We start from the raw sequence: 16,380 nt of genomic DNA on the forward strand, positions 1-16,380 counted from the left end.
GGCATGGTTCACCGAACCCTCTTCTCGACTTCGCTCGAAGCTGCTCGAACCGAACGGTTGAGGCAAAGAGGGACCAACGGAGTTAGCGATGAAGCCCAACCGATCCTTCCTGCTCGTCTGTCTCGGCAATATCTGCCGTTCGCCGCTGGCGGAGGCGGCGCTGCGCGATGCGGCGGCGCAGGCGGGGGTGGACATCGCCGTCGATTCGGCCGGGACCGGGGCATGGCATGTCGGCAACCCGCCCGATCCCCGGTCGCAGGCGGTGGCGCTGGCGCACGGCATCGACATAGCGGGCTATCGCGCGCGGCAGGTCGAAGCGGCGGATTACCGGCGGTTCACCGATATCCTCGCGCTCGATCGCGACAATCTGGCGGAACTGCGACGACGCGCGCCGAAGGATTCGACCGCGCGGATCGGGTTATTGATGGACGCGGTGCCGGGGCGTGGAGGGCAGGCGGTGGCCGATCCCTATTATGGCGATGCGGCCGGGTTCGCCGTGACGTGGGCGGATGTGTCGGCGGCGGCGGAGGCGATCGTGGCGGAGTTGCGCTGAATCGAGGCGGGACCGCTGGGAATGTCCGCTTCGCCGTATCCCCGGGCAGGCGGGGTCTATGGACGGACGCACCTGCATCGAACCGTGCGTCATCCCGGCGCGGGCTGGGATCTCCCGATAATGGCGCGCGCCTGTCGCCCCGTGGCCGTTATCGCTACCCCGCCGCCATCGCGGTCATCGTCACATAATCCAGCTTCCCCGTGCCAAGCACCGGCAGCGCCGCGACCACGCGTACGTCGCGCGGCAGGGCGAGTTCGGCGACCCCGTTCGCCCGCCCCCATGCCGACAATTCCCCCGCCATCGCCCCGGCCTGCGTCGTGAACAGCACCAACTGCTCGCCCTTCCGAGCATCGGGACGCGTCACCACCGCATGTTCGGCGCCCGGCCACAGCTTGGCGGCATAGCCTTCGACCGCCGGCAGCGAGATCATCTCGCCACCGATCTTGGCGAAGCGCTTGGCCCGGCCCCGGATGGTGACGAAGCCGGCATCGTCGATGGTGACGATATCGCCGGTGTCGTGCCAGCCGTCGACGGGCGGCTGCACCACGCCGGGCGCCTCGACCTTCAGATAGCCTGCCATCACGTTCGGCCCGCGGATCGCCAGCCGCGCGCCGTCGGCAATGCCGGGTACCGGCTCCAGCCGCGCCTCGATCCCCGGCAGCAGCCGCCCGACGCTGCCCGCGCGGAAGTGCATCGGCGTGTTGACCGCGATCACCGGTGCCGCCTCGGTCGCGCCATAGCCTTCGAGGATGCGCAGCCCGAACTTCTCGGCATAGACGCTGCGCGTTTCCGGGCGCACCCGCTCCGCACCGGCAAAGATGTAGCGCAGCGCATAAAAGTCATAGCCATGCGCCATTCGCGCATAGCCCGACAGGAAGGTATCGGTCCCGAACAGGATCGTCGCATTCGCGTCATAGGCGAGCGCCGGCACGATCCGGTAATGCAGCGGGCTGGGATACAGCACCGTCTTCACCCCCGACAGGATCGGCAGCAGCGTGCCGCCGGTCAGGCCGAAGCTGTGGAACACCGGCAGCGCGTTGAGCACCGTATCCGCGCGGTTGAAGTCGATCCGCGACGATAGCTGCAGGCAGTTGCCGAGCAGGTTGCGATGGGTCAGCACCACCCCCTTCGGCACGCCTTCCGACCCGCTGGTGAACAGGATCACGGCGGGCGCATCCGCCGATATGCGCAGCCGCCGGTGCAGCCGCCCCGCCATCCGTGACCGCACCAGCGCGACCAGCTTCGCCCCCGCGCCGATGGTCTGCCGCATATCCTCGAGGTAGCGGATGGTGATCCCGTCGCCGACCAGCCCGGCGACGACATCGCCCAGCTTCGCCTGCTCGACGAACGCGCGCGCGGTCACGATCGTCCGCACCTCGGCTGCCATGCACGCCGCCCGCATATTGGCGAGGCCCGCGGTATAGTTCAGCATCGCCGGCACCCGGCCGGTGGCCTGCAACGCGAAGAAGGTCGCGACCACGCCATTGACGTTGGGCAGCAGCACGCCGACAGCCTCGCCCTGTACCGTCCCCTTCGCCAAGGGACGGGCAAGCGCCTGCGTCCCCGTCACCAGCCGGTCATAGGTCAGGGGTACGCGCTGCACATCCTCGACCACGCCCATGTTCGCGCCGTGCAGGTGCCGCGCATCGATCAGCGCATCGTACAGCGTCCGGTCGGTGTCCGACGTGGCGAAGATCATCTCGCTCATTACATCGTACAGCCGCCGCCCCGCGATCGCCCGCCGCTCGCGCGCACTCAACCCCTCGGGCAGGTCGAAGCGGCGCGGCGGCAGCACGGTCAGCTCGATCTTGGGGAACCAGTGCAGCCGCGCCTTGCCCTTCAGCCGGCTGAAGCGGGTATATTGCGCTCCGTCGATCCGCACCGGCACGATCGGCGCATCGGCGCGGTCGGCGACCATGCCGGGACCGTCGAACACTTTCATCAGCGCGCCGGTGACCGTGATCCGCCCTTCGGGAAAGATCACCAGCGTCCGTCCTTCGCGTACCGCCTTGACCATCGCCTTGGCCGACATCGGATTGGTCGGATCGACCGGGAACGCGTCGAACAGCTTCAGGAGCGGCTGCATCCACCACGCCCGCGCAAAGCGGCTGTGGATCGCGAAGGTCGGCCGGCCCGGCAGGAATGCCGCCAGCAACAGCCCGTCGAGGAACGAGACATGGTTAACCACCACCACCGCGCGTTCGCCGGGCAGCGGCATGTTCTCGGCACCATGCACCTTCACCCGGTAGGCGAGCCGCAGCGCGCCGCGCACCACCGACTTGAACACCGTCTCGGGCAGCAGCCAGCAGGAGATCAGCGCGATCGACAGCGTCGCGAAGCCCAGTGCGCCGAAGATGCCGGGCACGCTGCTGCCGCCCGCCAGCATCGCCGTCACCACCGCGACCATCACCACCGTCACGATGGCGTTGATGATGTTGTTCGCTGCGATGATCTGCGAGCGCCTTTCCGGCGCGCTCCACGTCTGGAGAATGGCGTAGAGCGGCACCACGAACACCCCGCCCGACAGCGCGATGCCGGCAAGGTCGATCAGCAGATGCCAGCTTCCCGGCGTCGCCATGAACGCGGCGATATCCGCCCCCGGCGTCACGACCACGAACCGGTTCGCCGTGATCCATGCATCGATCAGGAACACCGCCAGCCCGATCGCCGCGATTGGTACATAGCGCGCCGAGACCTCGCCCTTGAGCAGCCGGTTGACCAGCAGCGATCCGACCGCGACGAACAGGCTGAACACCGCGAGGAACAGCGTCACCACCTCGGGCGCGGCGTTCAGCGTACCCGCGACCAGCGGCGCGAATTCCGACAGCACGACCGCGCCGACCGAAAAGAACCAGCTGATGCCGAGGATCGCCAGCCACACGCCGCGCCCGCCATGCGCCGCGCGCAGGATCGCAGCGGTGCTGCGAAACGGGTTCAGGTCGATCCGCATGTCGGGCGCGGCGGACGGCGCGGACGGCACCGCCAGCGCGGCGAGGAACCCCAGCACCGCCACGCCGAACGCGACCAGCCCCGCTTCCCAGGGCGGGATGATCCCGCCCAACAACTGACCCGTCAGGATCGCGACGAACGTGCCGGCCTCGACTAGCCCGGTGCCGCCCATCAATTCCTCGCGGCGCAGATGCTGCGGCAAGATCGAATATTTGACCGGACCGAAGATTGTCGAATGCACCCCCATCAGGAACAGGCAGGTCAGCAACACCGGCACCGACTGGAACCAGAACCCCGCCACCGCCAGCGCCATGATCGCGATCTCGGCCGCCTTGACCGCGCGGATCAGCCACGCCTTGTTCCACGCATCCGCCATCTGCCCGGCGAGGCCGGAGAACAGGAAATAGGGCAGGATGAACAGGCCGGTCGACACCGTCGCCAGCGTCGCCGCCTGCGCCGGATCGGCGCGGTACAGCGTGAAATTGGCGAGGAACAGCAACGCGAACTTCAGCAGATTGTCGTTCATCGCGCCCAGAAACTGGACGACGAACAACGGTGCATAGCGGCGCTTGGTCAGCAGCGAAAAATCGGGCGCGGACATCCATTCCCCCATCGGGATTGCCGACATGGGAACAGGCAGGTGCCAGCCCCCGAATCACGGCGACGAGGGTCAGACTAGCAGAAAAATAACAGTGTTCAATAAATCAGTTCGACCGGGTGGGATCGGTCAGCGGATCGGCCATTTCGCGCGGGGTCGGCAGGCGCATGACCGGTAGCGACGCGGTCTGGCGTTCGATCATCCGGTGGACGTGCGGCGGGCCGTCGCCCCGGTGCAGCGCCAGCAACGCCTCGCTATTCGCGCGATCGGCTTCGGTGCGGCGCTGATTGTGGCGGATATAATCGAGCCATGTCGACACGTGGTAGCGTTCGATCCACAGTTCCGGATCGTTCAGGTCGCGCAGCAACGCCCAGTGATGCGCCCCGTCGCGCCGCCGGATGCGGCGACGTTCGTTCATGACGTTCAGGAACGCGACGACGTCCTGCGGGGCGATGCGATAATCGATCGTCACCACCACCGGCCCCGACCGCGGCTCGACCGGGACTTCGGTATCGGGCGTCTCCCAGCCGCGCGGGGCGAGGTTCGCGGTCTCGATATCGCGCAGGGGCAGCCGCAGCCCGGCGACCACGCTCAGCATCTGCACGCCCGCCGCCGCCAGCAAGGCGGTACGCACGCCCGATCCTTCGGCGACCGACCCGAACAGCCAGCTTCCCGCCGCCATGCCGCCGAACGCCGCCATCTGGTACAGCGCCACCGCCCGCGCCACGACCCAGCGGGGGGCGGCCATCTGCACCGATACGTTGAAGGTGCTGAGCGCCGATACCCAGCCCGCGCCGGCCAGCACCAAAGCCGCCAGCGTCAGCGGCAGGACCGGGCTGACCGCCGCGATCGCCGCGCCGGACGCCAATGCCGTCGCCGCGACCCGCACCAGCCGTTCGGGGCTCCACAGCCGGCGCAACCGCACGCTCGACAGCGCGCCGATCACCGCGCCCGCGCCGAACGCGCCGAGCAGCGCGCCATAGGTAAGCGGCCCGCCGGTCACCAGATCGCGCGCGACCAGCGGCATCATCGCCGGCACCGCACTCGCCGCCAGCCCGAACAGCGCCGCGCGGATCAGCACCGTCCGCAAACTCGGCGACATGCGGACATAGCGCACGCCAGCGGCCATCGCGAGGCCCAGCGTCTCGCGCGGCAGGGTGCGCGGCACATAATCGGGCTTCCACCGTGCCAGCACCGCGATCAGCCCGACATAGCTGACCGCATTGGTCAGGAACGCCGCCGCCGCCCCCGCTGCCGCGACGATCGCGCCGCCGATCGCCGGCCCCACGCTGCGCGCGATGTTGAACCCCATCGAATTGAGCGCCACCGCGCTGGGTAGGACGCTGCGCGGCACCATGTCGCCGACCGACGCCTGCCATGCCGGGCCGTTGATCGCCGTCCCGCACCCGATCAGGAAGGTGAAGGACAGCAGCAGCCACGGGCTGAGCACGCCCATCCATGCGCACACCGCCAGCGCCACCGACACGGCCAGCATGAATGCCTGTGCCGCCAGCATCACCCGGCGCCGGTCGAGATTGTCGGCGACCGCGCCGGCCCAGAGCGACAGGAGCATGATCGGCAGCGTCGTCGACGCCTGTACCAGCGCGATCATCTGCGGCGATGCCGCCAGCGACGTCATCATCCACGACGCGCCGACCGACTGGATCAGCCCGCCGAAATTGGACGCCATCGACGCGATCCAGATGGCGCGAAAGACCGGGATCGACAGCGGCGAGCTATGCTGTGCCGTCGCGGTCGTTACGGGTGAGGATGCCATGGCGGGTGAATGCCCCGCGTGCGACTTTGTGCCAAGCCGCTTGCCTTGGCGAGACTTGCGGCGGCAAGGATTTGGCGATGCGCGATCCCTTTACCCTCGACGCGACCGGCGCCACGCTGACGATCCGTGCGACGCCCAAAGCGTCGAAGACGGCGGTGACCGGCGTGGTGGCGCTGGAAGGCGACGCTACCGCACTCGGCCTGCGCGTTGCCGCCCCGCCGGTCGACGGCGCGGCGAATGACGAAGTCGTGCGGTTCGTGGCGAAGCAGTTGCGCGTCGGGCGGGGCGCGGTGACGCTGGTCGCGGGGCAGACGAGCCGGGTGAAGCGGCTGCGGATCGAGGGAGAAGCGGCGGCGGTGGAGGCAGCGTTACGGGCACTGCTGTCCTGACCGCCGTCCGCCAAAACCCATCCGTACCCCCGCGAAGGCGGGGGCCCAGAGCCAAGCAGAGCAAAGGCTTGCGCATGGGGTCCTGGGTCCCCGCCTTCGCGGGGACACGGTACGGCGGACTTTCGAATGAAGCTCGCCTTGCCGGAAGGAAGAACTGGCTAGACAATCGCGTGCGGCACGAACCGCGCCAGGTCGCGCGTGATCGGCCCGTCATCCTCGCGCACCGACAGCGCCACCGCTTCGTCGCCGACGATCCACGATCCGACCACGGCATGATTGCCGTCATACACCGGCAACCGGGCGATGGCCTGCACGACATGGCCTTCCTCGCCATAGCCGCCGTCCGGTCCGCGTGCAGTGGCGCCGCCGTCGAGCAGTTCGATGTCCCAGCCCTCGCGCGAGAAGATCGGCTTGCGCACATAGGACTCGCCGATCTCCGCCAGCGCCGCCGCGTCATCGGCAAACGCCGCCGGCAGCAGGTTCGGATGCCCGGGATGCCGCTGCCACAACAGCGGCAGGATCCCCTTGTTCGACAACAACGCCTTCCACGCCGGTTCGAGGAACAGCGTCTTCGTCGCCGCCAATTGCTTGGCGTACGGCTCGCGCAGCATATCCTCCCACGGATACAGCTTGAACAGCGCCGCGATCAGCACGTCGTCGCCATCGACGAATGCGCCGTCGCCATCGATCCCGATCCGGTCGATCGCGACGAATGCCGGGTCCAGCCCCGCCTGGCGCGCGACATCCTCCAGATAGCGGACCGTCTGGCGATCCTCGACATGGTCGTCGACCGAGGCGAAATGCACCGTGCTGCCTCGCGTGAACAACGCCCCGAAGCGTTCGACCAGCGCATCGTGCAGCCGGTTATACTGGTCCGCTCCCGCAGGCAGTGTGCCGTCGGCGATGCGATCCTCCAGCCATTGCCACTGGAACAGTGCGGTCTCGAAGATGCTGGTCGGGGTATCGGCATTATATTCGAGCAGCTTGGCCGGGCCGATGCCGTCGAACGCGAAATCGAACCGCCCGTACAGCGTCGGCGCATGCGCCTTCCACGACGCCGCGATCACGTCGCGCATGTCTTGCGGGATGGCGAGGCGGTGCATCAGCGCCTCGCTGCCGACCACCTCGTCGACCAGATCGCGGCACATCGCATGGAGTTCGGCGCTCGGCGCTTCGATCCCCTGCTCCACCTCGTCGAGCGAGAAGGCGTACCACGCCTCCTCCTCCCAATATTTCTGGCCGTCCTGATGGTGGAAGGTGAACCCCATTCGTTCGGCGGTCGCCCGCCAGTCGGGACGGGGGGCGACCGCGCGGCGTTCCATCAATCGCGCCCGATCGTCCCGCCGTCGCGCGTCCCGTCGGACAGGCGCGGCGCGTCCTTGGGCTGCGACAGGCGAGCGAGGATGTCATCGGCGCTCGACGTGCCGGGCAGCAGGCCGGCGGCCTGCAGCTTCGCGTCGAGATCGGCGCCGGTGCGCATATCCTCCAGCTCGGCCTGTGCCTTGAACTTCTCCTCGCGGATCGCCTGCCGCTCCTTCAGCCGCGCGAGGCTGTCGGCGGCCGAGCCCAGCGACGATGCCGCGCCGCCATAGCTGCTGGCGACCGAGGCCTGCGCCTTCTGCACGCTCTCGTTCGCGCGGACGACATCGACCTCGCGGCGCAGCGCATCGATCTTGCCGTCGCCGGTCTTGATGATGCCGCGGATCTTGTCCTCGGCAGCGCGCATGTCGGCGATCTGCGGAGTCTTGCTCGACTGTTCCTGCTCGATCGTCGCGAGGCGCTGCGCGACTTCGCGCGCAAGGTCCATGTCGCCGCGCGCCATCGCCGCCCGTGCCGACGATTCATACTTATCGCGCTGCGAAGTCAGCGCCTCCAGTTCCTTTTCCATCATCCGCCGCTTGGCGGTCAGCGTCGCCAGATCGTCGCGCGCCTTCGACTGCAGCGTGCCGGCATCGCGAATCTGCTGGTCGAGAATCGTCAACGCCTTCGCATCGACGATCGACTGCCCGGTTTCGTGCGCGGTGCCGCGCACCAGCGCCACGAGGTTCTTCCACATCGACATCGATACTTCTCCGTTACGCGGCGAATTCGGTGCGCAGTTCGGACGCCGCCTCGATCGCGTTCTGCGCCAGCACGCGCAGTTCGATCAACACGGTGCGCAGCGACGATTCGACCGACAGCTCACCCACCAGTTCATAATATTCGCGCCCGCCGACATCGGCGATGGCGAAATTGGACAGCGGCACCAGCTTCTGCGTCTTGAGCAGGAAGCGGTTGAACGCGTCCGGCTCGCGCTGTTCATCGACCGGCCACAACAGGCTCGACACGACGATCTGCTCGCCCGCGACCGAGGCGAAGATGGCGAGGTCGCCGACATGGTGCATGGTGATTTTCAGGACCGGTTCGGCCTGCTCGATCCGCTCGACGCTCAGTTCGTCGGCGTAATCGGGACCGCCCAGCGCCTGCGCCAGCCCGGCGATCGTCCAGCTACGGGGTGCTTCGTCCATCCATCCCTCCGAAAAGCTCGGCCCGGTGTGTTGGCCGCGCTTGACACCCCAAGCATAAGGGCCGACCAAAAAGCAAGATGCGGGGGCATAAGCAGGGGATGAAGTCATTCAGTCTCGGCAATTATCTGCGGCGGCTCTATCTCGCGGCCAGCGAGTTGCACCGGGGCGTGCTGCTCGCGCTGCTGGTCCTGCACATGACCATCTCATGGGAATTGCTGGCCTTTGCCGGGGAAAGCGACCTGCTGCGCCCCTCGGCCTATCTCTACTGGTATGCGACGACCGCCTCGACGGTCGGTTACGGCGATCTGTCGCCCAAATCGGACATGGGCCGGATCGTCACCGCCTTGTTCGTCATGCCTGGTGCGATCGCGTTGTTCACCGTGTCGATCGCGCGCGCATTCGCGGGGGTGTCGGCGCGCTGGCGACGGCGGCGCATGGGGTTGGGAGACTATAGGGCGATGCGCGGCCATATCGTCCTTGTCGGCTACGATCCCGATCGTACGCCGCGCATGATCGCGGAGATCGTCGCAGACGGGCAGGGGCACGAACTGGTGCTGGTCGCGACGCAGGAACTGACCGGCGACGCCGCGACGCATCGCTTCGTCCGTGTCGCCTCGCTGACCGCGCCGGCCGACCTGCGCCGAGCGGGGGTGGCGACCGCCGAGCGGGTCATCGTCTATGGGCCGTCCGATCCCGATACGCTGGCGGCGACGCTGGCCGTCACCGCGCTCAACGAAACGGGCCATGTCGTCTGCTTCCTGCGCGATCCCGATACCGCCGGGCTGCTGGCGGCGCACTGCCCGCAGGTAGAGGTGGTGCTGACCCCGACCGTCGAACTGGTGGTGAAGGCGCTGAGCGATCCCGGCTCCAGCCGCCTGATCGCGCAGCTCGCCAGCCATACCGACGAAGGCGGCACGCTCTACGCCACGACCGCGCGCACTACCGGCAGTTTCGACGATGCCGCCCGCGATCTGCGCGCCCGCGGCGGAATATTGGTCGCCAGCTGTGGCGCCGGACAGCATTCGCCGGTATTCGACCCCGACGGTCGGATCGCGGTCGGCGACCGGCTGTTCTACATCGCCCGGACAAGGATCGCGGCATGATTTTCGGCAGCCTGTTCGGCGGCGCTCCCAAGGACGAACTCCCGGCCGTCGCCGTGGTTCGCAACATCACCATCGGGCGACAGGTCCGGCTCGATGCGCTGGCATGGCGGCGGCTGACCGGTGCCGCCTTCACCCTCGACCGCGACACGCTCGAAATCACCGCGCAGGGGGTGATCCGGCTCGACGATGGCAGCCATGTCCACCGCTTCTACACCGACGACGAACTGATGTTGCAGGCGGTGAGCCAGTCGGCGGACGGGTCCGACGCCGACGATTTCACCCTGTTCCGGCCATGGTCGTCGACCTACCCGACCGACTGGGCCGATACCGGCGCGTTCCGCCAGCGCCTGTCGCAGCCGGTGTGGGACGAACCCGGCCTCGCCCGTTTCCAGCGTTTCTGGTACGCCGACGACGATCGCAGCCAGCCGCCGGTCGAACTGTGGGAGGCGGTCTATTACGAGCGCACCGGCCGCCCGGTCCGTCAGATCAAGCAGGCCTGCATGCTCTATGCCCGTGACATCGCGCCCGAGGGGCAGGAACTGCTGCTCGCCATCGCCATGCAGCCCGAGGGCGGCGACCTGACGCACGAGATCATGGTCGGGCTGCCGCTGCTGCCCGCCGAATTCAACGCCTGAGCTTTAGGGGGACCGGGATGTTCGATGTCGCATATTTTCTGGACGGGGCGCTGCACTTCGTCATCGCCTTTGGCCTCGCCTGCCTGTTCCTGACCGTCTTCAAATGGCTGTACCAGATATCGACGCCCTATGACGAGCGCGCGCTGATCGCTGCGAACAATCCGGCGGCGGGAATCGCGCTGGGCGGCGCGATCATCGGTTTCGCCCTGCCGCTCGCCTCGGCGTTGAGCGTCACGGTCAGCGTCGTCGAATTCACCGCTTGGGCGCTGCTGGCGGGCGTAATCCAGATCGTCGCCGCCTTCATCGTCCGCCGTCTGATCGTGCGCGACATGGTCACCCGGATCGAAGAGGGGAACATCGCCAGCGCGATCTACAGCGCGGCGACCTCGATCGGACTCGGCCTGCTCAACGCCGCGTCGATGACCTATTGAGAGGCTCCTGCCGATGACCACCCAGCCCCCCCGCCGCAAACGCTCGGTCGCTGCCGGCCTGACCGCCGTCGGCGCGGTCGCGATGCTGTCCGGCTGCGACGACAATAACGAACAGGCGCGCTTCGGCCCGCCGACCGAGGTCGCCGCCTTCCAGACGATCCAGCAATGCGTCGACAGCGGCCAATATGACCGCGACACCTGCGTCGCCGCCCAGCAAAAGGCGTTCAACGAGGATGCGAAGGCTGCGCCCCGTTTCGACAGCCAGGCGCTGTGCGAGGAACAGTTCGGATCGGCGCAGTGCTTTCAGCGCAGCGAGGGCGGACAGAGCTTCTTCACCCCGCTGCTGACCGGTTTCCTCATCGGGCAACTGCTGAACAACAATTCGTCGCGCTATACCTATGGCGGCCTCTACCGCGACCGGCGCGACCGCGATGGCGGCTGGTATACCGGGTCGGGCGCGTATCTGGGCCGCGGCAACGGCTATCGCTATTCGGTCGGCCGCGACGCGATCACCACCCCGGTCACGACCCAGCGCATCCAGACGCGCAGCTCGGTCGTCTCGCGCGGCGGCTTCGGTGGCCGGGTGAGCGCGCGGTCAAGTGGCGGCTGGGGCGGCGGGCGGTCGTTCGGGGGGTAGAGGGCGCCAGCGGCGGGTCGATCCTCGCGGGTGCGAGCCCTGTGCGAATGTCCGCTGTACCGTACCCCCGCCTGCGCGGGGGTACGGAAGGGTTCCGGCACAGCCGGGTCGAGGCGGTCCAGCCTCCACGCAAGCGGACTTAGCGCGTCGACGTCACCGGTGCCGTGGTCGGTGCCTTGGCGAGCGGTGCCGCGCCGGCCGGCGGGGGCGGGGGGACTTGGCCGCTGGTAGGCGGCGGCGGCGGAGCGCTGCCGTCGGCGGGCGGCGGTGGCGGGACTGCGCCCGGAGCGCAACCCGGGCCGCCGGGTCCGCCGGGTCCGCCGGGACCGCGTGCGCCGTCGGGGCCGGGCTTGGGGCCGTGGCCGGGACGGGGCGGGGGCGGGCCGACCGGGGTCACCTTGCCATTGGCGTCGACCAGATAGCTCGCCTTGAGCTGGCCATTGTCGTAGCGGCCCTGCACCTGCACCGCCGCGCCCTTGCTGACCGATGCGTCACGCCCGGCATCGACCATCGCCCGGCCGGTCGCGTCCTGCACCACGAAGCGGTCGCCAAAGACTTCGGCGACGCGGCCCTTGACCGTGACGACGCCATTGTCGCTGGCGAGCTTCGCGACGGGGGTGGCGACGGTCGGGGCCATTTCGACCGACGGGCGGGTCATCGACACCGCACTCGCCCCGCCCGCCGCACCGAGGGCAAGGCCGATCGCGACGCCGAGGCCGAGCTTGCCCGGACCGTTCAAAGAGAATTTCGCCATGTGTCATACTCCTTCGTTGTTCGATGGAGCCGTTCTAGCGATTCGTCCCCTCGCCACGCTGAACCCCGCGGTTCAGTTTCGGTTTAAGCGGCAGCGATAGCGGAAGGTGCCATGCGGATATTGCTTGTCGAGGACGATCCCGATCTGGGCCCCGCCATCGCGCGGGCGTTGCGCGCGGAACATTGCGCGGTCGATCTGGTGCCGAGTGGGATCGATGCGCAGCATCTGGGCGATACCGAGCGCTATGACGTGGCGGTGCTCGATCTGGGCCTGCCCGATCGCGAGGGGACGGCGGTGCTGAAGGGGTGGCGCGAGGGCGGGCGCGACCTGCCGGTGCTGATCCTCACCGCGCGCGACGGATGGTCGGACAAGGTCGCCGGGTTCAAGGCGGGGGCAGATGATTTCCTGACCAAGCCGTTTCGCGTCGAGGAATTAATGATGCGGCTGCGCGCGCTGGTACGCCGCGCGGCGGGGCATGGCGCAACGCGATTGACCTGCGGGCCGCTGGCGTACGAGACGCAGACCGGGGTGTTCGAACTGGACGGGTTGCCGATCAAGCTGACCGCGCTCGAATATCGGGTGCTGGCGGCGCTGATGCTGGCAAAGGAAGCGGTGATCGAGCGGCTCGACCTGATGGAGCGGGTCTATGAGGGCGACGCCGATGTCGATTCCAACAGCCTGGAGGTCATTATCGGGCGGCTGCGCAAGAAGATCGGCGCGTCGCTGATCGAGACGGTGCGGGGTCGCGGATATCGGCTGACGGCTGGGTCGGTATGAGGTTGCCGCGGTCGATCCATGGCCGGATGCTGGCGTTGTCGGTGGCGACGACGCTGGTGGCGCTGCCGGTGGCGGGGTTCGCGATCGGGGGCGTGCTCGACCATTTCGTGACGCGCAACATCGACGCGCGATTGGGCGACCGGTTGCGGTTGCTGCGCGCGGTGGTGCGGCCGGACGGGACGATCGACCGCGAGTTGCTCGACCGATCGGAACTGGCGACGGCGATCGGGACGGATGCGGTGTGGCGGATCGATACGCCGGGCGGGACGGTCGGTGCAGGCATGCCGCCGCTCGCGACGCTGCGCGCGCCAGGGCCGCCGGTGGGACCGGAACGCGGACCGCCGGCGGGGCGGGGGCCGGGGTTCGGTGCGCCGTTCGACCTGACGCTGCCCGATGCGACGCGCGTGCATGGACTGGTGCTCGACCTGCCCGAGGGGCGCGGGCGCGTGGCGGTGGCGGTGCCGCGGCGCGAGATCGAGCAGCCGTTGCGTGGAGCGATGCTGCCGCTGCTGCTGACGCTCGCGATCGTGGCGCTGGTGCTGGCGGTCGCGACATTGGTGCAGTTGCGGCTGGGGTTGCGACCACTCAGGGTCCTGCGCGACCGCGTGGCGGCGGTGCGGGAGGGCGCGGCGACGGATGTGCCCGAGGATCAGCCCGACGAATTGCGGCCGCTGGCGGTCGAGTTGAACGCATTGGTCCGCGACAATGCGGCGGCGCTGGCGACGGCGCGCGGATCGGCGGCGAACCTTGCCCATGCGCTCAAGACGCCGGTAGCGACACTGGCGATCGAACTGGGCGACGATCCCCGCGCTGTGCAAGTCGCGCGGATCGATGCGACGATCCGGCATCATCTGGCGCGCGCCCGGGGTGGCTCGGTCGACCGGCGCGCGGCGACGTCGCTGCAACCGGCGGTCGAGGGACTGGTGGCGGTGGTGGCGGCGCTGCATCGCGACCGGGGACTGAATGTGCGGGCGGACGTACCCGACCTGTCGGTGGCGGTCGATGCGGCCGATCTGGACGAACTGGTCGGCAATCTCATCGACAATGCCGCGCGTCATGCCCGGTCGGCGGTCAACGTCACTGCGGTGCGCAAGGGCGGGTTCGCGGTGCTCCGCGTCATCGACGACGGCCCCGGCATTGCCGCCGCCGACCGCGCGCGGGCGACCGATCCCGGGGTACGACTGGACGAACGCGGCGACGGGCATGGCTTCGGCCTCGCCATCGTCCGCGATCTGGCGGCGCTCTATGGCGGGCGGCTGGAACTGGGCGAGGCGGACGGGGGCGGGTTGGTCGCCACCGTCACGCTGCCGGTCACAGCTGGAAGCGGAACCGCTGGATATTAGCCGAGCAGGCGGTGTTTCCTTCGGGGCGGAAGCTGCTGCGATAGCGGGTCGCGCCGACCATCTTCTGCGCCGCTTCGCCGAAGACGAAGGGCGGATAGGCGGCGATGGTCCGCTGCGTCATGGTGCGGCCATCGGCGGCGATGTCGAATTCGACCTGCGCCCAGCCCTGGAATCCCATCTGCACCGCCTCGGTCGGGTAAAGGCTGCTGGTCGCGCCGCTGCGCTGCACGACCGGGCTGGGCGCGATCAGCGCGCACTGGTCGCTGGTCAGCCCGGTGCGGTCGAAGGCGGCGCGCGCCTGTGCCACCTCGCCGCGCTGCGCCAGCAGGTCGGCCTGCCGCAGCAGGGCCGCGACCTTGAGCGGATGGTTTTCGGGCAGCGGCGCGGCGACGACGGCGGCGATCAACTGCTCCGCCTCGGCCTTGGGCGCGGCGGGGTAGGAACGGTTGGCCAGCATCATGCGGACCGTCGCGGCGGACAGCGGGTCGCCGTTGATCTCCGGCCGGGCCAGCAGCGCGGTCCGTTTGCGGACGTCCTGATCGTAATGGCTGCGATCGGCATCGATCTCCGCCAGCGCGAGATAGGTGGTGACGGGGGCGGGGGCCTGCATCGTCCGGGCGAGCGCGACCGCTTCGGCGGCGGCGGCGATGCGCTCGGCCTCGGTCGGGAGCGAGGAATAGGCGATCCACGCATCGGCGGCGAGCAGTGCGCCCTGGTCCCCTGCGGCACGCGCGCGGTTCGCTTCGGCGCGGACCAGCGGATAGGCGCGGGCCGGGTTCAGGTCCGACCAGTCCTGTTGGTGGCCCTTCGTACGGACCCAGGCGTCGAACGCGTCGCCGAGCGGCTGTCCGAGCGACGGACGGTCGGCGGCGGTCGAGCATTTCAGCTCGATCCGGGTGGCGTTGCGGAAGAAGGCGGGAATCTTGACCGACTCGGTCGGCGACCACGACCAGTCGGACACGGCGCGGGCAAAGGCCAGTGCCACGTCACGCCCGCCGGTGGTGTAGATCGGGGTCACCGCGTTGACCGTGCCGTTGTCGGCGACCGAGAATTCGACGACCGCGAAATCGTCGGGTTTCAGGCCGGTCGCCGAGCCGCAGGCCGCCGATTTCATGTTGATCGCGGCGGCGAAGGCATCGTCCTTCATCCGGCCCGCGCCGGTATAGGCCATATAGGTCTGCGCCTGTTGCCGGTCGCCGTTGAGCAGCGCGGCGAGCGCAAGGTCGGCACGGGTGGCGACCTCGGAACTGCTGACGCGCTGGTCGAGGCCGCCCTGCTTGCGCAGTGAATCCTTGAGGACGTCGTACGCCTCCTCCTTCTTGCCGTTGTTCAGCAGCACCCGGGCATAGCGGGTCTGGATCAGCGCCAGCACGTCCTTGCCGATCGCTGGTTCCTTGGCGGCGAGGTCGCGGGCTTCCTGCGCATAGGCCAGCGCCTTGCCATCGCCATCGAAGGCCAGCGTGCGCGACAGGGCGAGCAGCGGGGCGATGCGGTCGAGCCCCTTGGCCAGCGCCAGCGCGTTGCGATAGGACGAAGCCGCCGCATCATAGTCGAACGCATCGAACGCGGCGGTGCCGAGCACCATATGCGCGTCGCGCAGGTCGGCGGCGAATTCGGCGGCCTGTCCGGTCAGCGCGGGCATGCCCTGCCGGATCAGCGCGGCGCCGGCGACATGGTCGCCGTTGCGCGCGACGCAGATGCCTTTGCGCACCTTCACCGCGCCGAGCAGCAGTGCGTTCTTCGTGCCGACGGTGCGTGCCTCCAGCGCGTCGTACAGCCTGATCGCGTCAGCACATTTGCGGGTTTCATAGGCAATGTTGGCGGCATCGAACTGGGCTTGCAGCGTCGTCGCCGCCGGGGCGGGCGTCGCCGCCTGCGCCACCGCGAGCAGTCCGTGCAGAATCGCGTCGATCATTCGTCATCCCCT

The 16,380-nt window shown here is 68.7% G+C and carries 15 protein-coding genes; 8 read left to right on the plus strand and 7 right to left on the minus strand.

Going from position 1 to position 16,380, the window contains the following annotated elements; all coding sequences use genetic code 11:
- Positions 1 to 88 precede the first annotated feature (88 nt).
- On the plus strand, positions 89 to 553 hold the full coding sequence (locus tag MF607_RS07565; RefSeq protein ID WP_242117053.1) for a low molecular weight protein-tyrosine-phosphatase: 465 nt from the start codon (positions 89 to 91) through the stop codon (positions 551 to 553).
- A 154-nt stretch (positions 554 to 707) separates the two neighbouring features.
- On the opposite strand, the gene MF607_RS07570 is transcribed toward MF607_RS07565, so the two are convergent.
- The gene (locus tag MF607_RS07570; RefSeq protein WP_242117054.1) at positions 708 to 4,103 is read right to left on the minus strand and encodes an acyl-[ACP]--phospholipid O-acyltransferase; all 3,396 of its coding nucleotides are present in this window, start codon (positions 4,101 to 4,103) and stop codon (positions 708 to 710) included.
- Positions 4,104 to 4,206: 103 nt separating this feature from the next.
- Positions 4,207 to 5,877 (minus strand): MFS transporter, encoded by a 1,671-nt coding sequence (locus tag MF607_RS07575; protein ID WP_242117055.1) that lies wholly within the window; start codon positions 5,875 to 5,877, stop codon positions 4,207 to 4,209.
- A gap of 77 nt (positions 5,878 to 5,954) precedes the next feature.
- Between MF607_RS07575 and MF607_RS07580 the strand changes: the two genes are divergently transcribed.
- Positions 5,955 to 6,266, plus strand: coding sequence for a DUF167 domain-containing protein (locus MF607_RS07580; RefSeq protein WP_242117056.1), 312 nt, complete (start codon positions 5,955 to 5,957; stop codon positions 6,264 to 6,266).
- A 158-nt stretch (positions 6,267 to 6,424) separates the two neighbouring features.
- On the opposite strand, the gene MF607_RS07585 is transcribed toward MF607_RS07580, so the two are convergent.
- From MF607_RS07585 to MF607_RS07595, 3 genes are read right to left on the minus strand one after another with little or no spacing between them, the layout of a single operon-like run.
- Positions 6,425 to 7,588 carry a glutathionylspermidine synthase family protein gene (locus tag MF607_RS07585; RefSeq protein WP_242117057.1) on the minus strand — a complete coding sequence of 388 codons (1,164 nt, stop codon included), beginning with the start codon at positions 7,586 to 7,588 and terminating at the stop codon, positions 6,425 to 6,427.
- Complete coding sequence (locus MF607_RS07590) at positions 7,588 to 8,328, minus strand: PspA/IM30 family protein (protein ID WP_242117060.1); 741 nt, start codon at positions 8,326 to 8,328, stop codon at positions 7,588 to 7,590. The genes MF607_RS07585 and MF607_RS07590 overlap by 1 nt, the downstream gene beginning before the upstream one ends.
- A gap of 13 nt (positions 8,329 to 8,341) precedes the next feature.
- Positions 8,342 to 8,773 (minus strand): YjfI family protein, encoded by a 432-nt coding sequence (locus MF607_RS07595; RefSeq protein WP_242117062.1) that lies wholly within the window; start codon positions 8,771 to 8,773, stop codon positions 8,342 to 8,344.
- Between the two features lie 98 nt (positions 8,774 to 8,871).
- On the opposite strand from MF607_RS07595, the gene MF607_RS07600 reads away from it, so the two are divergent.
- From MF607_RS07600 to MF607_RS07615, 4 genes are read left to right on the plus strand one after another with little or no spacing between them, the layout of a single operon-like run.
- A complete protein-coding gene (locus MF607_RS07600) occupies positions 8,872 to 9,876 on the plus strand; it encodes an ion channel (protein ID WP_242117063.1) in 1,005 nt (334 codons plus the stop codon).
- Positions 9,873 to 10,511, plus strand: coding sequence for a DUF2491 family protein (locus tag MF607_RS07605; RefSeq protein WP_242117064.1), 639 nt, complete (start codon positions 9,873 to 9,875; stop codon positions 10,509 to 10,511). The genes MF607_RS07600 and MF607_RS07605 overlap by 4 nt, the downstream gene beginning before the upstream one ends.
- Before the next feature lie 17 nt (positions 10,512 to 10,528).
- The gene (locus MF607_RS07610) at positions 10,529 to 10,942 is read left to right on the plus strand and encodes a DUF350 domain-containing protein (protein WP_242117065.1); all 414 of its coding nucleotides are present in this window, start codon (positions 10,529 to 10,531) and stop codon (positions 10,940 to 10,942) included.
- 13 nt (positions 10,943 to 10,955) lie between these two features.
- Positions 10,956 to 11,579, plus strand: coding sequence for a DUF1190 domain-containing protein (locus MF607_RS07615; protein ID WP_242117066.1), 624 nt, complete (start codon positions 10,956 to 10,958; stop codon positions 11,577 to 11,579).
- 139 nt (positions 11,580 to 11,718) lie between these two features.
- On the opposite strand, the gene MF607_RS07620 is transcribed toward MF607_RS07615, so the two are convergent.
- Positions 11,719 to 12,333 carry a hypothetical protein gene (locus tag MF607_RS07620; protein ID WP_242117067.1) on the minus strand — a complete coding sequence of 205 codons (615 nt, stop codon included), beginning with the start codon at positions 12,331 to 12,333 and terminating at the stop codon, positions 11,719 to 11,721.
- 111 nt (positions 12,334 to 12,444) lie between these two features.
- Here MF607_RS07620 and MF607_RS07625 point away from each other — a divergent pair, with 111 nt between their 5' ends.
- On the plus strand, positions 12,445 to 13,110 hold the full coding sequence (locus MF607_RS07625) for a response regulator transcription factor (protein WP_242117069.1): 666 nt from the start codon (positions 12,445 to 12,447) through the stop codon (positions 13,108 to 13,110).
- Positions 13,107 to 14,453 (plus strand): sensor histidine kinase, encoded by a 1,347-nt coding sequence (locus tag MF607_RS07630; protein WP_242117071.1) that lies wholly within the window; start codon positions 13,107 to 13,109, stop codon positions 14,451 to 14,453. The genes MF607_RS07625 and MF607_RS07630 overlap by 4 nt, the downstream gene beginning before the upstream one ends.
- Here MF607_RS07630 and MF607_RS07635 read toward each other — a convergent pair.
- Complete coding sequence (locus MF607_RS07635; RefSeq protein ID WP_242117073.1) at positions 14,422 to 16,368, minus strand: energy transducer TonB; 1,947 nt, start codon at positions 16,366 to 16,368, stop codon at positions 14,422 to 14,424. The genes MF607_RS07630 and MF607_RS07635 overlap by 32 nt on opposite strands.
- Positions 16,369 to 16,380: the final 12 nt, after the last annotated feature.

This window comes from Sphingomonas lacusdianchii (genome assembly GCF_022664395.1).
In the GTDB taxonomy this organism is placed as follows: Bacteria; Pseudomonadota; Alphaproteobacteria; order Sphingomonadales; family Sphingomonadaceae; genus Sphingomonas; species Sphingomonas lacusdianchii.